Source organism: uncultured Phenylobacterium sp. (assembly GCF_902826855.1).
GTDB lineage: Bacteria > Pseudomonadota > Alphaproteobacteria > Caulobacterales > Caulobacteraceae > Phenylobacterium.
The window spans coordinates 27974-47436 of record NZ_CADEGK010000010.1 but is presented as its reverse complement, the minus strand read 5'-3'; the positions used below and the strand labels follow the sequence as shown (position 1 = coordinate 47436).

The following is a 19463-nucleotide window of genomic DNA, read 5'->3' as shown; positions in this document are numbered from 1 at the left end:
CTCGGATACAGGCGATCTTCACCTCAAACGCCACGCCACTTGGGGAATGCAGGTCCAGTTCGAACAGCAGGGTGTCGTAGTTGACCGCCGCCATGCCGGAGAGCGCCTTGCGGTCGATGGCCTTCAGGCGGCGCAACTGGTCGGTGTTCAGCCGCTTGCGCCGCTCCACGCCCGCAAAGGAGGCGTCGTGGAGTTTCGACTTGGCGTCGGAGCGGGCGCCGTTGTCGAGGCCCAGCGAGGTGGCCAATTCCGGGTTCTCCGCCAGGGTTTCCGCAAACACGTCGTCCAGGAGCTTTGCGAGCTGGGCCTCCGCGCCGGGGGCTTGCTGGGCGAAAGCGCGGCCGGCGAAGGCGCTGGCGGCGGCCGCGGCGACGATCAGCTGGCGGCGGCTCGGCATGCGCGGGTCCCGTTACGTGAAGTGACATGCAAGGCTTAGGGCTCGCTTGCGCGCGGCGGCAAGCCGGCGCCGCCCGCCACGGCATTAAATCCCGGTAATGCAGAGGAGCGCCACCGACCCTAGCGGGGGAGGCGCCGATCGGCTGATATGGACGCCTCTTTCCGGAGGACTCCATCTCGATGTTGCGCATGTCGCGGTCCTTGCTCGCCGCAGCCCTGATCGCCACCCTGGCGGCCGGGGCGCACGCGCAGGCGGCCAAGCCGACTCCCGCCGACCGCACCGTGGCCGCGATCCGGGCCAGCGCCGGCTTCAAGGCCGCGATGGGGAGCCTCGCGGCCCAGCACGACCGGATCGTCGCGGAGACCATCGAGATCACCGAAATCCCCGCGCCACCGTTCAAGGAAACCGCCCGCGCCGAGGCCTATCTCGGCAAGCTGAAGGCGCTGTCCCTGAGCGACGTGGAGATCGACGCCGAGGGCAACGCCATGGGCCTGCGCCGCGGGACCGGGCCGGCGGGCGGGCCGGTGGTGGTGCTGGCCGCCCACCTCGACACGGTCTTCCCGGAGAGCGTCAGCGTGAAGGTGCGGCGCGAGGGGACCAGGCTGTTCGCCCCCGGCGTCGGCGACGACAGTCATTCGCTAGCGGTGCTGCTGGGCTTCGTGCGCGCCCTGGACGCCGCCAAGCTCAAGACCCGGAAGGATATCCTCATCGTCGGAAACGTCGGCGAGGAGGGGCCGGGCGATCTGCGTGGCACCCGCCACCTGTTCACCAAGGGCAGGTACAAGGACCGCATCGCCGCCTTCTTCTCCATGGATGGGACCTCCGCAGAGCGGGTGACCTATGGCGCGGTGGGCTCGCGGCGCTACCGCGTGACCTTCGCGGGGCCGGGCGGCCACAGCTATGGCGCCTTCGGCCTGGTGAACCCCATGGCGGCCATGGCGACCACGGTGGTGGAGCTGAACAAGGTGCGCACGCCCACCCAGCCCAAGACCACCTACATGACCAGCGTCGTGGGCGGCGGCACGTCCGTGAACTCGATCCCGGACTCCATCTGGCTGGAGGTCGACATGCGCTCGGAGAGCAAGGAGGAGCTCGCCAAGCTCGACGGCGTCTTCCTGCGCATCGTCCGTAGCGCCGCGGACCAGGAGAACGCCGCCCGCTCCACCCGCGCCGGCAAGATCACCGCCGACCTGAAGCTGATCGGCGAACGGCCCACCGGCGCCACCAGCCAGGACGCCGGGATCGTGCAGCTCACGGCCGCGGCGGTGCGAGCCGCCGGGTACGTTCCCGTGTTGGGCGCCAGCTCCACGGACGCCAACGTCCCCATCAGCCTGGGCATTCCCGCAGTGACCATCGGCTCCGGCGGCGAAGGGGGCCGGGCGCACGCCGTCGACGAGTGGATCGACGTGGCCAAGCCGCAGAGCCTCCGGGGCATGAGCGTCGGCCTCGCCGCCCTGCTGGCCATGGCCGAGGTCCAGGTGCGGTAGGCGCTACTCCGCCGCCGCCGCGACCCGCGCCATCTCGGGCCACGGATCGACGGTGACCCGGCGCATGTGCCGGCGCTGGCCGGGATAGTCGTTGAGCGCGAAGTGCCAGACCGAGCGATTGTCCCAGAACGCCACCGAACCCTTGGCCCAGGTGAAGCGGCAGGTGAACGCCTCGTAGCGGCAGTGGTTGAAGAGGTAATCCAGCAGCGCCTTGGACTCGCTGGTCTTCCAGCCGTCGATCCGCAGCGTGAAGGCCGGATTGACGTAGAGCGCCTTCCGGCCGGTCTCGGGGTGGGTCAGCACCATCGGGTGGATGAACTCGCCCACATAGCCGTCAGCTTCGGCGACCGACATCGACGACCGCTTCTGGGCGGAGTGGCCCTGAGCGGAGTATTCGCGCGCCGCCGAGTGGACGGCGCTCAGCCGCTCCAGGGTCGCCTTCAGGCCGTCCGAGAGGGCGTCGTAGGCCGCCGCCTGGCTGGCGAACAGGGTGTCGCCGCCGTACTGCGGGACCTCGAGGGCGTAGAGGATCGAGCCGATCGCCGGCGTTTGCAGGAAGCTCATGTCGGAGTGCCAGCCGCCGCCGAAATTGATCTTGTCGGAGGGCTCCTTGATGATCTCCATCACCTCCGGATGGTCGGCCATGCCAGCCACGTAGGGGTGGATGTTCAGCGGTCCGAACCTGGCGCCGAAGGCGGTCTGCTGGGCCGGTGTCAGGTCCTGATCGCGGAAGAAGATCACCTGGTGCTCGACCAGCGCCTGGCGGATCGCCGCCACTACGGCATCGGTCAGCGGCCGCGCCAGGTCGAGGCCGGAAATCTCGGCGCCCAGGGCGCCGGCCACGCGGCGCACGGTCAAGGTCTGGCTCATCGGCGTCCTCCCAATAGCCTATGATACAATATCTCCAGACGAGGGTGCGACATGCATCAGCTGACCGCCCGTTTCGACGCCGACACCCACGCCGCGGAGATCCGCGAGCGGGGCTTCACGGTGATCCGCGACTTCATGGACGAGGCCATGATCGCCCGCGTGCGCGAAACGCTCGCGCCGTACGCGGAGCGCCACCATGGGCGCAACCCGTTCGAGGGTTTCAAGACCGAGCGGATCTACACCCTGGTGGCGCGGGGCAAGGTGTTCGAGGACATGGCGGAGGAGCCGCGGATCCTGGCGATCCTCGACCGGTTCCTGCAGCCGGGGTACCTGCTCACCGCCAGCCAGTCGATCCAGATCAACCCCGGCGAGACGGCCCAGGACCTGCACACCGACGACGGCTTCTACCGCCAGCCCCGGCCGCGCCCGCCCATCAGCATGACCATGATCGCCGCGGTGGACGACTTCACCGCGGAGAACGGCTGTACGGAGGTGATCCCCGGCAGCCACCTGTGGGGGGACCATGGCGACGCCCTGCGGCCCAACGGACACGAGGAGGTGGTGGGGATGCTGGTCCCCATGGAGATGCCGGCCGGAGCCTGTTTCGTGATGGCCGGGACCACCATCCACCGCGGCGGCGCCAATCGATCCGACCGGCCGCGACTGGGCTTCACCAACCAGTACTGCGAGCCCTGGGCCCGCACCCAGGAGAACTTCTTCCTGGGGGTTCCGCCGGAACAGGCCCGCGCGATGTCGCCCCGGCTGCAAACCCTGCTGGGCTACGACATCTGGCCGCCGTTCATGGGGATGGTCAGCTCGGTGCATCCGAGGAAGGCCCTGGAGCCGGGCTGGATCCCCCCGGTGGTCGCGCAGCGGCGCGGCGCGTAACCGCCAAGCGGACCTTCTGAACGTCGGGGATGGGTGGGGAACCGGACGTTAGGCAGATCGGCGCAATGTGCGCCTGTGACGACCGCCTACAACAGCGTTCATGATGTCCTGAGGCGATTTCAGGATGTCGTCGAGTTCCTCGACACCGACCTGGTGTCGGTGGATCAGAAGGGCATCTTCGGAAACACGCCTTTGGCCATCGCGGCGGGCTGGGGCGACGTGCAGGCGGTGGCGTTGCTCATAGCCGCGGGCGCCGACGTGGATGCGAAGGTCGAGGATGGCGATACGCCGCTTCACCGCGCGGTCAGCTTCGGCCACGCAGACGTGGTCAGATTGCTCATCGAGAACAGGGCTTCCGCAGGCATCCGCAATGACGATGGGCTGAGCGCCCTCGACGCGGCCCTGGTCGAAGCGGACCCGTTGATCCTTCAACTAGTCCGGGGTGCAAGCACGTGGCGAGGCGGGCAAACGGGCAAGGTCCGCTAGGGGTCGAACGCGGGCATTGGCGCCGCGGCCTGCAGCAGACCTCGCCGCATTCTAGGAGCACACGCCTTAGCTGAGGTTCCGGGCAAACAGGGCGAACAGCCGCTCCCAGTGCCGCTCGGCCGCCGGCTTGTCGTAGACCGCGGCGCGTTGCGGGAACGCGAAGCCGTGATGGACGCCGGGGTAGAGCTCCACCTCGGCCTTGACCCCGTCGGCCTTCAGCGAGGCGTCCAGCGCCTGGACCATCTCCATCGGCGCATAGTCGTCGTGCTCGGCGCAGGCGACGTAGATCTCGGCTTCGGCCTTCTGGGCCGCCAGGTGGGGACTGTCGGGGGCGTCGGTCACCAGTTGCACCCCGTAGATCGAGGCTGCGCAGGCGATGCGCTCAGGATGCCGGGCCGCGGCGTTGATGGCGTACTGGCCGCTCATGCAGTAGCCGATGGCGCCGGCCGGCCCCGGGCTCGCGGCCGGATCGCGGTCGGCGAAGTCCAACAGGCCGTCGGTGTCGTCCATGATCATCGGGATGGTGATCGCGCCCATGAAGCCGAACATCCGGGCCCGCGCCTCCTTCTCCGGAAGCGGCGGCAGGTCCTTCATCTCCAGCACGCCGGAGCGATAGTAGAGGTTGGGCAGCATGACGTAGTAGCCCACCGCCGCGATCCGGCGGGCCATGTCGCGCAGCTCCTCGCGGATCGCCGGTGCGTCCATGTAGAACAGGATGATCGGGAACGGCCCGCCGCGCTCCGGATGGACGATGAAGGTGGTGGTCGCCCCGTCCTTGGTGGCGATCTCGACGGTCTGCTCGATCATGCGCCCACAAGCTCCGAAGGTTCGACCGCGATCCTCTGCAGGAACTCCGCGGCGTATTCGATCTGGCCGGTCATGGTCTTCGGGTCGCCGGCGGCCAGCTGGTAGACCGCCTCGGCGATGTACTTGATCGGCTGCACGCGATCGCGCGTCGCCTCGGTGATCAGGCCGTGGATGGCGACGCCGGGGGTGTCCACGAGGCCGGGCGAGACGACGTTGACCGAGATGTTGTCGTCATGGACCTCCGACGCGAGCCCGGTGGTGAAGCGCTCCAGGGCCGCCTTGCACATGCCGTAGACCGTGCCGCCGCCGCGGCGCGCATAGGGCGGCTTGGGATGGATGCCGGCCCCGGACGAGATGTTGACGATGGCCCCGGCCCGCTTGCGCCGCATCCCGGGCAGCACCAGCTGGGAGAGGTGCATGGGCGCCCAGACCTGGATCTCCATCATCAGGTCGAACCGCTTCTTCGGGAAGGTCTCGACAGGGATCAGGAAGGTGACCGCCGCGTCGTTCACCAGGATGTCGACGTCGCCGTACGCCTCGACGGCCGCCGCCACGAGCCGCTCGCGGTCGGTCTCGGAGGACAGGTCGGCCTTGACCGCCGTCGCCTCGCCGCCGGCGGCGCGGATGCGCTCCACGGTGGCCGCCAGCGTGCCGGGAAGCTTGCTTTCACCCGCCTCGGCGGTGCGCGCGGACACCACGACCCTGGCCCCCTCCATGGCCAGTCGCACGGCGATGGCCTCGCCGATACCGCGGCTGGCGCCGGTGACCAATGCGGTCTTGCCCCTGAGCGTCCCGTTCGGGTTGATCGCCACCACCGCTCAAGCCTCCAATACCGCTCTTGCGGCGTGGCGGCACGGTCGCGCGTGGCGGTGCGGCTGGCAAGACCCGCGGGCCTGGTTCAGATGCGATGGCAAGCCGCTCAGGGCTTGCGGCGGGCGCGCTTTCCACGCGCGACTTCGGTGGCGAGCGCCTCGAACCGGGGGGTCCAGAACGACCGGAAGCGGTCCAGCCAGGCATCCACCTCGCGCATCGGGCCGGCCTCCACCGAGTAGATGCGCCGCGCGCCGTCGACCCGCACGGTGGCGAAACCGGCGTCGCGCAGGACCTTCAGGTGCTGCGAGACCGCGGACTGGGTGATCCCGAACTCGGCCTGGACGACCGTCACCATCTCCCCCGACGATCGCTCGCCCTCCGCCAGCAGCTCCAGCAGCCGACGGCGGACCGGATCGCCCAGGATGTCGAAGGCGTGCACCCTAGCCGCCGGCGTAGAACTGAGCGGTGTTGGCGGCCATCCGCCGCGCGGTCTGCGGGTCCTCGCCCGAGGCCGCGTGGGCCTCGCCCCAGGCTTCCGCGCAGCCGCGTACGAAGGCCTTGGCTTCGTCGGAGGCCGTCCAGGCTGGGTCGTGTTCGGGGAAGGCGCCGCCGCCGGATGCGAGGTGCAGGCCCAGGCCCAGGAAGCTGAGGTCCCAGCCGACGCCCACCGCGCCCGGCCCGAACTGCTGGAAGTGGTCGCCGGCCATGTCCCGGGCCAGCATGATGTGCTCGAGGGTGAGGCGCGTGCCGGCGCCCTCCGCCGCCAGGCGCAGCGTGACCCAGCTCTTTCCCCCGGCGAACTCCCAGGTGATGTCCAGCGCCTCGGGCGCGTCGCAACGCTCGATCGCACCGCCGGCGTTGCCTTCGATCTGGTAGCGCCCGCCCAGCCTCAGGTCGCCCGTGACGGGGCTGAACCAGCGCGGGATGCGTTCGGGATTGGTAAGCGCGTCCCACAGGTCGGCGGCGTCGGTGTCGTAGGTGCGCGTGGCGACCATGGCCTTGGCCGGCTTGCCGTCCCGGGTGCGGTCGGCGACCTCGCGAAACTCGGCGCCGATGATCGTCGTCAGCATGGATGAGGCCTCCGGTGAGAGCCTCAATGTAGTCGTGACTAATATAAGTTCAACCTAAAATAACTCGCTAGGCCGCCTTCTGCAGTTCCTGCTTCACGCGCTCGGCCAGGGTCTTGATGTCGATGGGCTTGGGGAGGAACGAGACGTTGCGCTCGCCCTCCAGGAGGTCCGAGAACTCGCTCTCGGCGTAGCCGGAGATGAACATAACCGGGGCCGAGCCGAGGTACTGGCGGGCCTGCTTGAGCAGGTCGGGGCCCTGCATGCCAGGCATCACCACGTCGGAGATCATCAGGTCTATCTCTCCGGCGTGTTCCTGAGCGTACTCCAGCGCCTCTTCGCCGGACGCGGCCTCGATAACCTCGTAGCCGCGGGCGCGCAGGAGCTTGGCGGCGACGCCGCGGACCGCGTCCTCGTCCTCGACGAACAGGATGCGCCCCGCCCCCGAAAGGTCCCGAGCGGGCGGGCGCTTGGGGACGTCCACGGGCGCAGGCGCCGGCTCCGAGGACGCCGGGACGATGTGGACCGGCAGGAAGATGCGGAAGGCCGCGCCCTCACCCGGCTTGGAGGCCACGGCAATGTAGCCGTCGGACTGCTTGACGATGCCGTAGACGGTCGCCAGGCCGAGGCCCGTCCCCTCCCCCACCGGCTTCGTCGTGAAGAAGGGGTCGAAGATCTTGTCCATCACCTCGGGCGCGATTCCGGGGCCGTCGTCGCTGACCTCGACCATCGCCTGGTCCCCCACGGCGGTCAGATAGCCCAGGCCGCGAGCTTCCTCCTGGGTGACGCGAGCGGTGCGGATGTGGATCACGCCGCCGCCATGGCTGCGGATCGCGTCGCGGGCGTTGACGACCAGGTTCATCACCGCGGTGTCCAGCTGGCCGCGGTCCGCGCGCACGTGCGGCAGGTTGCGGCCGTAGTCGGTGGTCAGCTTGACGTCCTCGTAGAGCAGCCGGCGAAGCAGCACCTCGGACTCCGAGACCATCTCGCCGACGTCGAGGATCTCGCGCTGCACAGTCTGCTTGCGGGAGAAGGTCAGCAGCTTGCGGACCAGGTCGGCCGCACGCATCGAGGTCTGCTTGATCTCGTTCAGGCCCTCGTAGCTGGGATCGCCCACCGGGTGGCGGGTGGCCAGCACGTCCAGCTGCATCAGGATGGCGGTGAGCAGGTTGTTGAAGTCGTGGGCCACGCCGCCGGCCAGCTGGCCGATGGCCTGCATCTTCTGGCTCTGGGCCAGCTGCAGTTCGACCTGCTTCTGCTCGGAGACGTCCACCAGGTAGGCCACCCAGCGGCCGGAGGTCTGGGACAGGTAGAGGTGGGCGATCCGGGTCGGGTCACGGGCCAGCCGCACTTCCAGCGGCGCGTGGCCGTGGCCGGTGTCAGTCAGGCGCATGGCGGCGTCCAGACGGCTGGCCGGCTCGATCAGCTCGCCGAACACCTGGCCGGCCTCGCCGCCCAGGGCCACCGCGGCCAGCGCGGGATTGGCCTCGATGATGCGGGCGGTGAAGGGGTCATCGCCATCCAGCAGGGCCGCACCGAACGGCGATGCGGCGGCGAAGGCGTCCAGCACCTTGGGCGGCGGCGGCTTTGCGCCCGCGACCGCGTTCAGCACCTCCAGCGCCGAGGACGGCAGGGCCAGCGCGCCTCCGCGGCCAGAGAGGCGGACAAGGAACCGCCGTGGGCCGACCGGGGAGACCAGGACCTCGCGCTCCAGCCCGCCGGCCTTGAGGTTGGCCCGGCCCAGCTCGCCGCGCCGCGCGGTGGCCAGCGCGCCAAATAGGCTGGAGGCGGCGGCCCCGCTCTTGGGCAGGCGCGGCGAGGCGCCCATGACCTCGCGCCAGGCGGGGTTGGTGGTGAGCAGCCGGCCATCCGGAGCCGCGACGGCCGCCGGCTCGTCCAGGGCGGCCAGGAAGGCCTCAGGTCCCACCTCGGTCTCGGCCGGCTCGTCGCCCGGACCGCGAAGCACGAAGAGACCGATGCAGGCCATGCCCGCAACGCCGACCAGGAGCAGCGCGCCGGCCAGGGTTTCCACCCCGGCGTTGAGGGCGGGCGCCATGGCCAGGGCGACGGCCAGCAGGAAGAACAACACCGCGAGCGCGATGAAGGGATCCATCTTGCGGGTCTTGGACACAGGCTCGGCCATGGCCGGATTCAGGCCCTCCGGCGAATCGTTGGTCTGCATTGTCTCACGGGGGTCCAGCGGTCGCACGACGCCGGCCGGCGCCCAGGATGAAGCCGATGATCTTGGCGACCGCCTCATAGTGGGCCGGCGGGATCATCTCGTCGATGTCGACCGCCGCGTAGAGGGCGCGGGCGAGGGGTGCGTCCTCGATGACCGGCACGCCGGCCTCCTCGGCCACGGCGCGGATCTTGAGCGCCAGCGTATCCAGGCCCTTGGCCACGCAGAGGGGAGCGGCGTCCTCGCCCTGCTCGTACCTGAGCGCCACGGCGTAGTGGGTCGGGTTCATCACCACCACGGTGGCAGTAGGGACGGCGGCCATCATGCGCCGCCGCGCCCGCTCGTGGCGCAGTTGCTTCTGGCGCGCCCTGACGTGGGGATCGCCTTCGGACTGCTTGTAGTCCTCCTTGACCTCCTCGCGGGTCATCCGCATGCGGGTCATGAACCGCTGCCGCTGCCACAGCCAGTCGGCGGCGGCGACACTGAGCGTGAGCGCGCAGACCGCAAACACCAGCCGCTTCAGGATCTCCACCGAGAACGGCAGCATGGCCATGGGGTCGAGAGCCGCCAGCAGGGGGAACTGGCCGACGTAGGGCTTCAGGAGCCAGTAGCCGATGGCGCCGGTCATCGCGACCTTCACCAGCGACTTCACGAACTGCATCAACCCGTCCGGGCCGAAGATGCGCGCCAGCCCTTTGCCGATCGAGACCTTGGACCAGTCGGGCTTCAGCTTTTCGGCGGTGAAGTGCAGGCCGCTCTGCAACAGGCTGGCCGCCGCCCCGGAGAGGCCGGTCGCGAGCATGACGATCAGCAGGGCCGGGGCCCCGGCCATCAGCGCGTAGCGGAAGATCTCCATCCCGCTGCCGGCCTCGAGCGTCATGTCCTCGGGATGGGCGAAGAACGGCGTCAGCTGGGCGGCCATGTTCCGCGAGAGCCAGCCGCCCGCCATCAGGATCACCCCCGCCGAGGTCGCCAGGGTGGCGAACGAGCCGAGGTCCATGGTCTTGACGCCATCGCCCTTCTGCTTCGCCTGCTCGAGTTTCCGCGGGGTGGCCTCTTCTGTCTTGGACTCGCGATCGGGGGCTTCGCTCATGGCCGTGCGAACGTCCCGATGAGCTCGCGGTAGCGGTCCACCCAGACCATGCCGATGACGCCCAGGCTGAGTGCGAAGACCGAGAGGCCCAGGATAAGCATCAAGGGCGTGGCCACGAAGAACACCTGGAACTGCGGCATCACCCGCCCCACCAGCCCGGTGGCGATATTGAAGATCAGCGAGAAGACGACGACAGGAGCCGCCAGCTGCAGGCCCAGCGCGAACGAGCGGCCGACGGTCTGCACGGCAAGTTGGCCGGCGTCGGCGACCGGCACGTTCATCCGGAACGGGAACAGGTCGTAGGACTGCAGGATCGCGGCGATGAACAGGTGATGCAGGTTGGTGACGAAGATCAGTACGATCCCCATCAGTCCGAGGAAGGTGCCGATCGTCGTGCTCGGCTGGGCCTGCATGGGATTGGCGGTCTGAGAGAACGCCAAGGTGGTCTGGATCGAGACGATCTCGCCGGCGCTGGCCAGCGAGGTCATGAACAGGCGCAGGATCCCGCCGATCATCAGGCCGATCAACACCTCCTTGATCACCGCCAGCGCCATGCCGGCGGAATCAGTGGGCAGGGCCGGCGCGGCGGCGCCGACCAACGGGAACAGCATCAAGACCAGCGAAAGCGCGAAAGCCAGCCGGATGCGCGGCGGGATGAAGGTCTCGCCCAGGCCGGGGATCAGCATGACGATGGCGCCCAGGCGCGCAAAGATGAGACCGGCGGCGAAGACCTGCTGGGCGGTGGCGTAGCTCTCCACCTCGCTGGCCCTACATGCCCGCGATGCGGGCCGCGATGTTGCGCATGAAGCCGCTCATCAGCGCGCCCATCAGAGGCAGGAAGATAAGCAGCGACACGAAGATCGCCACGATCTTCGGCGCATAGACCAGGGTCTGCTCCTGGATCTGGGTCAGCGCCTGCAGCAGGCCGATCCCCACGCCTACCACCAGGCCCACGAGGAGCACCGGCGCGCAGAGCTGAAGGGTCAGCCAGATGGCGTCACGCCCGACGTCCAGAACCTCGGCGCCGTTCATCGAAAAACCTCATGCGAACAGGACTGTCGGCCAACCCTCGGGCCAGCGCCGCACCTTCGCCCCTCATGGTTAACGAATGGCTAGGGCCTCAGCCGCCTGCGCCGGTGTCAGCTTGCCGGAGTCGCGGTCGACGCTGTAGTTCGCCGCCCGCATCGCCTCGACGGAGATGGCGCCGACCAGGGGCCTGAGGGCCTCGACCAACCGCTCGTCCCCAGCGCGCTCCGGCGAGATCAGGATGACCGCGTCATAGGGCGGGATCGCGGCCCTGGGGTCGGTCAGCACCACCAGGTTATCGGCGGCGATGCGGCCATCGGAGGAGAAAGCGCTGATCACGTCCGCGTCGCCCCCCGAGAGCGCGCGGTACATGAAGGTGGGCTGGAACGACCGCTTGGTCTTGAAGCCGAGACCGTAGGCGGCGTCGACCGCCTTCCATTCCGGCCGCGACAGGAACTCGATGTCGGTCCCCAGGGTGAGCTTCGGCGCCTCGCGGGCCAGGTCGGTCAGGGAGGCGACCCCCAGGGCCTTGGCCCGATCCGCGCGCATGGCGAAGGCGTAGGCGTTCTCGAAGCCCAGCGAGCCCAAGACGACGACGCCGTCGCGGCGCTTCAGCTCGACGGTGAGCCCCTCCAGCACCGCCTGGCGACCGGGGTTGTCCGTGCGGCCCAGCACGTTGGTCCAGAGCGTGCCGGAGTAGTCGACGTAGACGTCGATCTCGCCGGCGGCCAGCGCGCGATAGGCGACGGCGGAGCCCAGGTCCTCCTTGCGCGATACGCGGGCGGCCCCTGCCCGCTCCAGCCGCCCGGCGATCAGCTCGGCAAGGATGTACTGCTCGGAGAAGTTCTTGGCGCCCACCACATAGGCCGCCGGCTTGCCGAGGCCGGCCAGGGGCGCCATCGCCACCGCCGCGCCGATGACGATGCCGGCCAGGCCTGCGACGACCAGGCCGCGACGGCGCGTGCGGGCTCCGGTCTCCACCAGGCCCAGCAGCTGGTCCGCGGCCAGCGCCAGGGCGGCGGAGGCGGCGCAACCGAACAGGACGGAGACCCAGTTCTCGGTCTGCAGGCCCGCGAAGATGTAGTTGCCGAGGCTGGTCTGGCCGACCGGCGTCGACAGGGTGGCCGCGCCGATGGTCCAGACGGCGGCGGTGCGGACGCCGGCCATGATCACCGGGGCGGCGAGCGGCAGCTCGACCTGGAGCAGCTTCTGGCGCGGCGTCATGCCCACCCCGTCGGCGGCCTGGGAGATCGCGGGGTCGACGCCGGTCAGGCCCGCGACGCCGTTGCGCAGGATCGGCAGCACCGAATAGAGCGTCAGCGCCAGCAGCGACGGCAGGAACCCCAGCGCCGAGAAGCCGCGCCCGATGGTGGCGGCAGAGAGGACCGAGAGCGCCAGCAGCAGCGGGAAGAACAGCGCCAGCAGCGCCAAGCTGGGGATGGTCTGGATCAGGCTGGCCAGCGCCAGCACCGGCCAGCGCAGCCGCGGGCTGCGGGCCGCCGCGATCGCCAGCGGCAGGCTGATGGCCAGGCCGAGGCCCAGTGCGCTGACGCTGAGCAGCACGTGCCAGGCCAGGTACTCCGGCAGCAGGGCTGCGGCGGCCTGCAGACTGGGGCTCATGACGAGGCGCCCAGACGCTGGCGCAGGCGCTCGGCCTGGCGCTTGGGGGCCTCCAGCAGAGCGCGGACGATGGGGTCGCTCGCCTCCGCCAGCAGGTCGGCCGGCGCGCCGTCGGCCAGGATGCGACCGTGGTCCAGCACGACGATCCGGTCGGCAAGCAGCACCGCCTCGGCAATGTCGTGGGTGACCATGACGGTGGTCAGGCCCAGGCGGTCGTGCAGAGCCCGGTAGTCGCCGCCCAGGGCGTCACGAATGATCGGATCCAACGCGCCGAACGGCTCATCCATCAGCATCAGCTTCGGCTCGGCGGCCAGCGCGCGGGCCACGCCGACCCGCTGGCGCTGACCGCCGGAGAGCGCCGCGGGCGAGCGCGCGCCCACCTCCCGCGGCAGCGCGACAAGGTCCAGCAGCGCCTCGACGCGCTCCGCGATCCGGGCCTTGTCCCAGCCAAGCAGCTTCGGCGTCACGGCGATGTTCTCGGCCACGGAGAGGTGGGGGAACAGGCCGACCTCCTGAAAGACGTAGCCGATGCGGCGGCGCAGTTCGTGCGGCGCGGAGGCGCCCACATCCTGCCCGCCCACCCTCACCTGGCCGGCATCTGGGTTCACCAGGCGGTTGATCGTCTTGAGCAGAGTGGTCTTGCCCGAGCCGGAGCCACCGACCAGGGCCACGAACTCGCCCTCTCCCACACTCAGGGCCGCTCCATCGAGGGCGGCCACCGCGCCGTAGTGCTTTGACACCCCCGCAAGTTCGATCACCGCCCCGGCCATGCGCCTGACGTAGCACGATCCGCGGCCTTGGGGTCCAGGGCGCGCCAGTCTAGGCTGGCCTACCCGACTTCATATGGAGCCCCCCCATGCGCCGCCTGCTCATCGCCTTCGCCGCCGCCCTGACCGCGTCCGCCGCCGTGGCGCAGCCGGCCTCAGTCACCGCAGAGCTGAAGAACAGCGCCGGCCAGACGGTGGGTTCGGTCACGCTGACCGAGGCGCCGAAGGGCGTGCTGATGCGCATCGAAGCCAAGGGGCTCTCGGCCGGCTGGCACGGCCTGCACCTGCACGCGAAGGGCGACTGCTCGAAGTCGGACTTCACCTCCGCCGGTCCGCACGTGCACGGGAGCGCCACGGCGGTGCACGGCCTCCTGAACCCCCAGGCCAACGAACCCGGCGACCTGCCCAACATCCACGCCGGCCAGGACGGCATGGCGGCGGGCGAGATGTTCTCGACCGAGGTCACGCTCAAGGGGCTGCGCGACGCTGACGGCTCGGCGGTGATCATCCACCTGAACGCCGACGATCACATGACCCAGCCGATCGGCAACGCCGGCGCGCGCGTCGCATGCGCGGTGATCAAGTGACCGCGAAGCGAGTCATCCAGACGTCGGACTGACGAAGCCATCGGAACCGCTGCTTAGATCCCCGCCTGCGCGGGGATGAGTCGCTTCGCGCTCAGATCGGCATCCGCATGATTTCCTGGTAGGCGCTGATCACCTGGTCGCGAACGGCCATGACCGTCTCGAGGCTGGCCTCGGCTGCGGAGATGGCCGTGACGACGTCGACCAGTTCGGTCTTGCCGGCCACCTGGGCGGCGATCTGACGCTCGGCCGTCTTGGAGGCGCCGACCGCGTCGGTGATCGCCGACTTCACGAGGTCGCCGAAGCCGCCCGGCTGGGGGGCCTGGGATATCCCGGGCAGATTGTCGCCGATGCCCATGCCCTTCTGGGCGGCGGCATAGGCTTTGGCGGCGGCGAAGGGGGTGATCATCGGTCAGCCTACTTCTTGAGGAGGTCCAGCGTCCGCAACTGCATGGAGCGGCTGGTCTCGATGACGTTCAGGTTGGCTTCGTAGGCGCGCTGCGCCTCGCGCATATCCAGCGCTTCGACGAGAGAGTTCACGTTGGGCAGCTTCACGTAGCCCTTGGCGTCGGCGGAGGGGTGACCGGGAGAGTACTCCTGGCGAAACTCCGTCTGGTCGCCCTGCACCTTGCTCATCCGCACGCCCTGCGCGCCCGCCACCTTGGTGGGCTCGAAGACCGGCGCCTGGCGGCGGTAGGGGTCGCCACCGGCGGTCTTTGACGTGGAGTCGGCGTTGGCCAGGTTCTCGGCGATGATCCGCATGCGCGCCTGCTGGGCGCGGAGGGCGGAGACGGCGACGGCCTGGGCGACACCCGCGGCGGGCTTGATGTCCGGCATCTAGGTCCCCTTAGCGGCCCGGTGCGCGCGAAGCCATGCGCAGCAGGTTGAGCGACTTCTGGTAGAAACTGATCGCGGCGTCGTAGTTTATGCGCGCGTCGCTGATCTTGATCATCTCGTCTTCGAGCACGACGGAGTTGCCGTTGAGCGTGGTCTCGGAGTCGGGAGTCTTCACCGCCTTGAACGCCGAGCCCAGGCCACGTTTCTCGGACCTGGGCGACATGTGCCCGGCCTGGGTGATCGCCATGGGTGCGGCGCCCTGGGCGCGATTGACCTGAGCGCTGAAGCTGAACGGCCTCAGGTCCTGGGCCGTGTAGCGGGCGGTGTCGGCGTTGGCCACGTTCTGGGCCAGCACCTTCTGCTGCTCGGTCAGATAGCCGAGACGGCCGCGAAGCATCGAGAAGAGCGGGATTGCAGCCAGGTTCATGCCGCTGATCCTTAGGCAACAGGGTTAATCCGCGTTTAAGAGACTCAGGCGCGAACTGCGGCCATTCACCCGGATAGGCCGAAGCGCCCATGGATCTCGCCGAATTCGCCAAAGCCATCTTCGCGCTGGCCGTGACCCTGGGCCTGATCGGCCTGGCCGCCGTAGCCCTGCGCAAGTATGGCCCCGACGCCATCGCGCGGATGTCGATGCAGCGGAAGGACCGGCGGCTGAAGGTGGTGGAAAGCCTGGTGCTGGACCCGACGCGCAGGCTGGTGCTGGTGGACTGCGACGGGGTGGAGCGGCTGATCCTGCTGGGCGAGGGCCGCCTCCTGGCCGACGCGCTGAAGACGCCCGTTCCGAAGAAGGCCGACCTCTGATGCGCGGGCTCTGGCGCGCCCTCGTCGACCTGCCCGCCGAAGAGTGGCGCAAGGCCGCGCTTCTGGCGCTGGTCGCCACCGCCGCGGCGATGATCCTGCCTGCCGCGGCCCTGGCGCAGGCGCTGAACGTCAACCTCGGCACCGGCGCCGGACTGACCGAGCGGGTGGTGCAGCTGGTGGGCCTGCTCACCGTGCTGTCGCTGGCGCCGTCGATCGTGATCATGACCACCTCGTTCGTGCGCATCGTGGTGGTGCTTTCCCTGCTGCGCACGGCCCTTGGTCTCCAGCAGAGCCCGCCCAACGCGGTGATCATCTCGCTCAGCCTGTTCCTGACAGCCATCGTCATGGGGCCGACGTTCGAGAAGTCCTACGCCGAGGGCGTCAAGCCGCTGTTGAACCAGCAGATGGAGCTGCCGGCGGCGTTCGATGCGGCGGGCGGTCCGGTGAAGCAGTTCATGCTGGCCCAGGTGGACCAGGAGGACCTGGCGCTGTTCATCCGCCTGTCCAAGATCCCGCGCCCCGCCACGGCCATGGAGACACCGCTGCAGGTCGTGACCCCTGCGTTCATGATTTCGGAGCTGAAGCGCGCCTTCGAGATCGGGTTCCTGCTGTTCGTGCCCTTCCTGGTCATCGACCTGGTGGTGGCCAGCGTGCTGATGAGCATGGGCATGATGATGCTGCCGCCGGTGGTGGTGAGCCTGCCGTTCAAGCTGATCTTCTTCGTCCTGGTGGACGGCTGGCGGTTGGTGGCGGGCAGCCTGGTGGAGAGCTTCCGCCCGGGCTAGGCCAGCGCTTGCTAGGCTTTCGGAGCGGCCGCCGGCGCTGTGGCCTGGGCCTGCTTGGCGGGGGCGACAGGAGCCTTGCCGGTCCCGACCGGCGCAGGCCGCGTCTTGAAGCGGCCCTTCATCTTCTCGACCCAGCCGGTGAAGGCCTCGTTGTCGGCGGAGACCCGGCCGAAGTCGGCCACGCTGAGACGGCCTGACGGCAGGCCGGACAGGGCGATCTTCAGGGCTTCGGGGTTGTTGGCCTTGGCGTAGAAGCCCTGGTAGCGCTGCTCCAGCCGGGCCAAGGCGCCTTCATCGCCGGCCAGGCTGTAGGCCACGCCGGCGCGGATCAGCCGGCCCTCCTCCTCGCTGGTGAGCGGCGTCGCCGTCTTCCAGCGGTCGCCGAGGCCCTTCTCGAACAGCGGCGCGGCCACGGCCCAGTCCTTCTGTTTCCAGCTCACCTCGGCGCGCAGTTCGCCGGCGTCCTTGCCGGCGTCCCGCTCGATGATCTCCAGGGCGCTGTCGTAGCGGCCCAGCGCCGCCCAGGCGCGGGCCTCCACCAGCCGGCGTTCGTTGTTGAGCGCCGTGGGCAGGATGGTGGTGCGCGAGCCGTTGATCGCCTGCAGCGCCTGCTCGGGCTTCTGATCCATCAGGTAGATCACCGCCAGGTCGGTGGCGACCTGGGCCTTGGGCACGCCGTCGAGACGGTTCTCGGCCTGGTACTTCAGCAGGTCGGCGGCTTGCGGCAGCAGGTCCACGTCGACCAGCCGGCGGACCATCTTGCGCACCATCAGGTCGCCATCGGCGCCGATCGGGGTGAGTTCCTTGAAGTCGTAGAACATGGCCAGCGCCTGCACCGGCTCCAGGCCGTCGGCCAGGCCATCCAGGAAGAGGCCGCGGAACGCCGACGTCAGGTCGGCCTGCAGCTGCAGGGCTTCGGGCAGGTCGGGCAGGCGGACACCCGCCGAACGCAGCGCCTCCAGAGCCTCGCGATAGCGCCCTTGGGCCAGATAGAGCTGGCCCAGCGCACGGATGGTCTCCAACTCGGTGGCGTCGCCACGCCAGCGGTAGCGCAGGCCGTCGAAGACCGTGGCCGCCTGGGTAGCGTTCATCTTGCCCAGCTCGAGCTTGATCTGGGTGGCGCGCAGCACCGCTGGGGCCGAGATCGAGTCGATCGGGGCGGTGGCGACGGCGTTGTAGACCCTCAGCGCGCGGTCCTTGTAGCCCTGCAGCTCGATGATCCGGGCCTTCACCAGGCAGCTCAGCAGTTGTTCCTCGGAGCTGACCTTGTTCTGCATCGAGAAGCGGATGCGGTTGTCGGCCGCGACCAGGTCGCCCTGGGCCAGCGCAGCTTTGGCGTCGGCGCGCGCGAAGCGCGCCTGCCAGGTGGGCGAGAACAGTCCGTAGGCCTCGATACCCCTGGCGAACTGAGCGCGGGCCTCGGCGTGGTGGGCCAGTTGCGCGTCGACGTATCCGCGCCAGAGGGCGGTCGAGGGATCGTCGGCCAGGCTCGGCGAGGAGAAGTCGGCGTCGGCCTCGGCGTAGCGTCGCGCGAGCGTGCGGGCGATGCCGCGCAGACCGCGGAATTCCGGGTCGTCGAGCATCTCCGGATGCTCGCGGGCCAAGGCGCTCAGGACGCCGATGGCCTCGAAGCTCAGTTCTGAACCCACCAGGAAGCGGGCGAGCGCCATGCGCGCGCCGACCGGGGCCTCGCGGTCCTTGCGGCCACCCTCGGCGGTGGCGGCGGCGAGCAGCGATGCATAGCGGGCGAGGAAGCCGCCCTTGCCCGTCTTGGCCCACTCCTCGGAGATCAGCGCCGGCATGGCGGCGGGCCGAGGCGCGCCGAGCTGGGCGACTTCCCTGTCGCGGGTGGCCCAGACAGGGGAGATGTTCAGGCCCTGGGCGCGGCTGATGCGAACGATCTCGCCGTCGCGCTGGACATTGAGGTCCTCTGCCAGGGGCGTGATGGCGAGACCGTGGATCGAGGGCAACAAGACCGCGTCGACGTAGTTCCGGCGGCTGGGCACGCCCTTCGGTGGGCCTAGCGCGGTGACGACCGTGACGATGTCGCCAACCACCGGGTCGGGCACGTTGATCACCCGCGTGGCGCCGGCCAGCGGCGCCTTCAGCGTCGCAGGGCCCCCGGCGGCGTCGCGGGCGACGCGGACCACGGCGGGCTGCGCCTGGGGGCCGGGGCCCAGCGCAAGGGTCCAGGTATTGCCCACAGCGCTCACGAAGATCGGGGCGTCGGGCTCTACGTCGAGACGGATGGCGGCATGATCGGCGCCCTTGAAGGTCTCCACGCTCCGGATCGGGCGCACGCCTTTGGGCGCCTTGGAGACGTCCAGTGTGGCCGGGGCGTCGAAAACCATCCAGACCGCGTCGCCTCGGCGGAAGACCGCCGCCCCGGCCGGATTGGCCCACGTGAACGAGAGCTGCGCCTGGCCGGCCACGACGCCCACATCCATGCGGACGACACCGCCCGGCGGCAGGGGGTCGGGGCGCGGCGGCTCGGCCTCGGCGATCTCGACGGGCGGGGCGTCCGCGGCGGCCTCGGGCGGAGCGGCCTTCTCGAAGACGTTGATGTAGGTCGCGCCATCGGCCTGGCCGATCTTTGCCTCGGCGTCGTCGGCCAGGGTGAGAACCAGCTGCACCGCACCGGCGGTTTTCGTCTTGGCGACAGACTTGATCCACTTCGGCGGCGACGTGTGCAGGCGCGCGACGTCCGGGTTGCCGGGCAGGATCAGGACGATCGTACGGCCTTCGCGGCGGGCGGTGACCTTCCCGCCGCTGATGTCGATGCGGGAGAAGTCCAGCGCGGTGGCCACGCGAACGTCGAGGCCGCCGCGCCCCTTCTCGGACGAAGGATGCGCGATGGCCTCCGCCGCGGGGGCGGCGATCCCGGCGGGGGCGGCGACGCTGGCGATGCAGGCCGCGGCCACCCCGGAACGGAGGGCGTCCCGGAGCGTCATCC

General features: G+C 69.7%; 21 protein-coding genes and 1 pseudogene. 6 read left to right on the top strand and 16 right to left on the bottom strand.

Annotated elements, in window-relative coordinates; genetic code table 11:
• Positions 1-397: pseudogene (locus QZV94_RS03045) on the bottom strand (DUF885 domain-containing protein); the annotation flags it as partial.
• A 188-nt stretch (positions 398-585) separates the two neighbouring features.
• On the opposite strand from QZV94_RS03045, the gene QZV94_RS03040 reads away from it, so the two are divergent.
• Positions 586-1884, top strand: a complete 1299-nt coding sequence (locus tag QZV94_RS03040; protein ID WP_293676325.1) for a M20/M25/M40 family metallo-hydrolase — start codon at positions 586-588, stop codon at positions 1882-1884.
• A gap of 3 nt (positions 1885-1887) precedes the next feature.
• Here QZV94_RS03040 and QZV94_RS03035 read toward each other — a convergent pair whose 3' ends face one another.
• A complete protein-coding gene (locus tag QZV94_RS03035) occupies positions 1888-2754 on the bottom strand; it encodes a TauD/TfdA family dioxygenase (protein ID WP_293676324.1) in 867 nt (288 codons plus the stop codon).
• Between the two features lie 51 nt (positions 2755-2805).
• On the opposite strand from QZV94_RS03035, the gene QZV94_RS03030 reads away from it, so the two are divergent.
• Both QZV94_RS03030 and QZV94_RS03025 read left to right on the top strand, forming a co-directional pair.
• On the top strand, positions 2806-3642 hold the full coding sequence (locus tag QZV94_RS03030; RefSeq protein WP_293676323.1) for a phytanoyl-CoA dioxygenase family protein: 837 nt from the start codon (positions 2806-2808) through the stop codon (positions 3640-3642).
• A gap of 75 nt (positions 3643-3717) precedes the next feature.
• Positions 3718-4128: an ankyrin repeat domain-containing protein gene (locus tag QZV94_RS03025; RefSeq protein WP_293676322.1), complete on the top strand. Its 411-nt coding sequence runs from the start codon at positions 3718-3720 to the stop codon at positions 4126-4128.
• Positions 4129-4194: 66 nt separating this feature from the next.
• Here the strand turns inward: QZV94_RS03025 and QZV94_RS03020 are convergent, their stop codons facing one another.
• The 10 genes from QZV94_RS03020 to QZV94_RS02975 form a co-directional block, all read right to left on the bottom strand.
• Positions 4195-4935, bottom strand: a complete 741-nt coding sequence (locus QZV94_RS03020; RefSeq protein ID WP_293676321.1) for a dienelactone hydrolase family protein — start codon at positions 4933-4935, stop codon at positions 4195-4197.
• Complete coding sequence (locus tag QZV94_RS03015; protein WP_293676320.1) at positions 4932-5750, bottom strand: SDR family NAD(P)-dependent oxidoreductase; 819 nt, start codon at positions 5748-5750, stop codon at positions 4932-4934. Before QZV94_RS03015 ends, QZV94_RS03020 begins: the two co-directional genes overlap by 4 nt.
• Before the next feature lie 104 nt (positions 5751-5854).
• Positions 5855-6187 carry a helix-turn-helix transcriptional regulator gene (locus tag QZV94_RS03010; RefSeq protein WP_293676319.1) on the bottom strand — a complete coding sequence of 111 codons (333 nt, stop codon included), beginning with the start codon at positions 6185-6187 and terminating at the stop codon, positions 5855-5857.
• Between the two features lies 1 nt (position 6188).
• Entirely contained in the window at positions 6189-6818 is a 630-nt protein-coding gene (locus QZV94_RS03005) for an SRPBCC family protein (RefSeq protein WP_293676318.1), read from the bottom strand.
• A gap of 67 nt (positions 6819-6885) precedes the next feature.
• Complete coding sequence (gene cckA / locus QZV94_RS03000; protein ID WP_293676329.1) at positions 6886-8958, bottom strand: cell cycle histidine kinase CckA; 2073 nt, start codon at positions 8956-8958, stop codon at positions 6886-6888.
• A gap of 43 nt (positions 8959-9001) precedes the next feature.
• Positions 9002-10087: a flagellar biosynthesis protein FlhB gene (gene flhB / locus QZV94_RS02995; protein WP_293676317.1), complete on the bottom strand. Its 1086-nt coding sequence runs from the start codon at positions 10085-10087 to the stop codon at positions 9002-9004.
• A complete protein-coding gene (gene fliR, locus QZV94_RS02990; RefSeq protein ID WP_293676316.1) occupies positions 10084-10845 on the bottom strand; it encodes a flagellar biosynthetic protein FliR in 762 nt (253 codons plus the stop codon). Before fliR ends, flhB begins: the two co-directional genes overlap by 4 nt.
• A gap of 10 nt (positions 10846-10855) precedes the next feature.
• Positions 10856-11119, bottom strand: a complete 264-nt coding sequence (fliQ, locus tag QZV94_RS02985) for a flagellar biosynthesis protein FliQ (RefSeq protein WP_293676315.1) — start codon at positions 11117-11119, stop codon at positions 10856-10858.
• 69 nt (positions 11120-11188) lie between these two features.
• Positions 11189-12733: a glycine betaine ABC transporter substrate-binding protein gene (locus QZV94_RS02980; RefSeq protein ID WP_293676314.1), complete on the bottom strand. Its 1545-nt coding sequence runs from the start codon at positions 12731-12733 to the stop codon at positions 11189-11191.
• On the bottom strand, positions 12730-13503 hold the full coding sequence (locus tag QZV94_RS02975) for an ABC transporter ATP-binding protein (protein WP_293676313.1): 774 nt from the start codon (positions 13501-13503) through the stop codon (positions 12730-12732). The genes QZV94_RS02980 and QZV94_RS02975 overlap by 4 nt, the downstream gene beginning before the upstream one ends.
• 86 nt (positions 13504-13589) lie before the next feature.
• Here QZV94_RS02975 and QZV94_RS02970 point away from each other — a divergent pair, with 86 nt between their 5' ends.
• Positions 13590-14087, top strand: a complete 498-nt coding sequence (locus QZV94_RS02970) for a superoxide dismutase family protein (RefSeq protein ID WP_293676312.1) — start codon at positions 13590-13592, stop codon at positions 14085-14087.
• Positions 14088-14178: 91 nt separating this feature from the next.
• Here the strand turns inward: QZV94_RS02970 and fliE are convergent, their stop codons facing one another.
• The 3 genes from fliE to QZV94_RS02955 are packed head-to-tail and all read right to left on the bottom strand — an operon-like array spanning position 14179 to position 15348.
• On the bottom strand, positions 14179-14493 hold the full coding sequence (gene fliE, locus QZV94_RS02965; RefSeq protein ID WP_293676311.1) for a flagellar hook-basal body complex protein FliE: 315 nt from the start codon (positions 14491-14493) through the stop codon (positions 14179-14181).
• Between the two features lie 8 nt (positions 14494-14501).
• A complete protein-coding gene (gene flgC / locus QZV94_RS02960) occupies positions 14502-14921 on the bottom strand; it encodes a flagellar basal body rod protein FlgC (RefSeq protein ID WP_293676310.1) in 420 nt (139 codons plus the stop codon).
• A gap of 10 nt (positions 14922-14931) precedes the next feature.
• The gene (locus QZV94_RS02955; RefSeq protein WP_293676309.1) at positions 14932-15348 is read right to left on the bottom strand and encodes a flagellar biosynthesis protein FlgB; all 417 of its coding nucleotides are present in this window, start codon (positions 15346-15348) and stop codon (positions 14932-14934) included.
• An 89-nt stretch (positions 15349-15437) separates the two neighbouring features.
• On the opposite strand from QZV94_RS02955, the gene QZV94_RS02950 reads away from it, so the two are divergent.
• On the top strand, positions 15438-15725 hold the full coding sequence (locus QZV94_RS02950; RefSeq protein WP_293676308.1) for a flagellar biosynthetic protein FliO: 288 nt from the start codon (positions 15438-15440) through the stop codon (positions 15723-15725).
• Complete coding sequence (fliP, locus tag QZV94_RS02945; RefSeq protein WP_293676328.1) at positions 15722-16510, top strand: flagellar type III secretion system pore protein FliP; 789 nt, start codon at positions 15722-15724, stop codon at positions 16508-16510. The genes QZV94_RS02950 and fliP overlap by 4 nt, the downstream gene beginning before the upstream one ends.
• 11 nt (positions 16511-16521) lie before the next feature.
• Here fliP and QZV94_RS02940 read toward each other — a convergent pair whose 3' ends face one another.
• Positions 16522-19461 (bottom strand): tetratricopeptide repeat protein, encoded by a 2940-nt coding sequence (locus tag QZV94_RS02940; protein WP_293676307.1) that lies wholly within the window; start codon positions 19459-19461, stop codon positions 16522-16524.
• Positions 19462-19463: the final 2 nt, after the last annotated feature.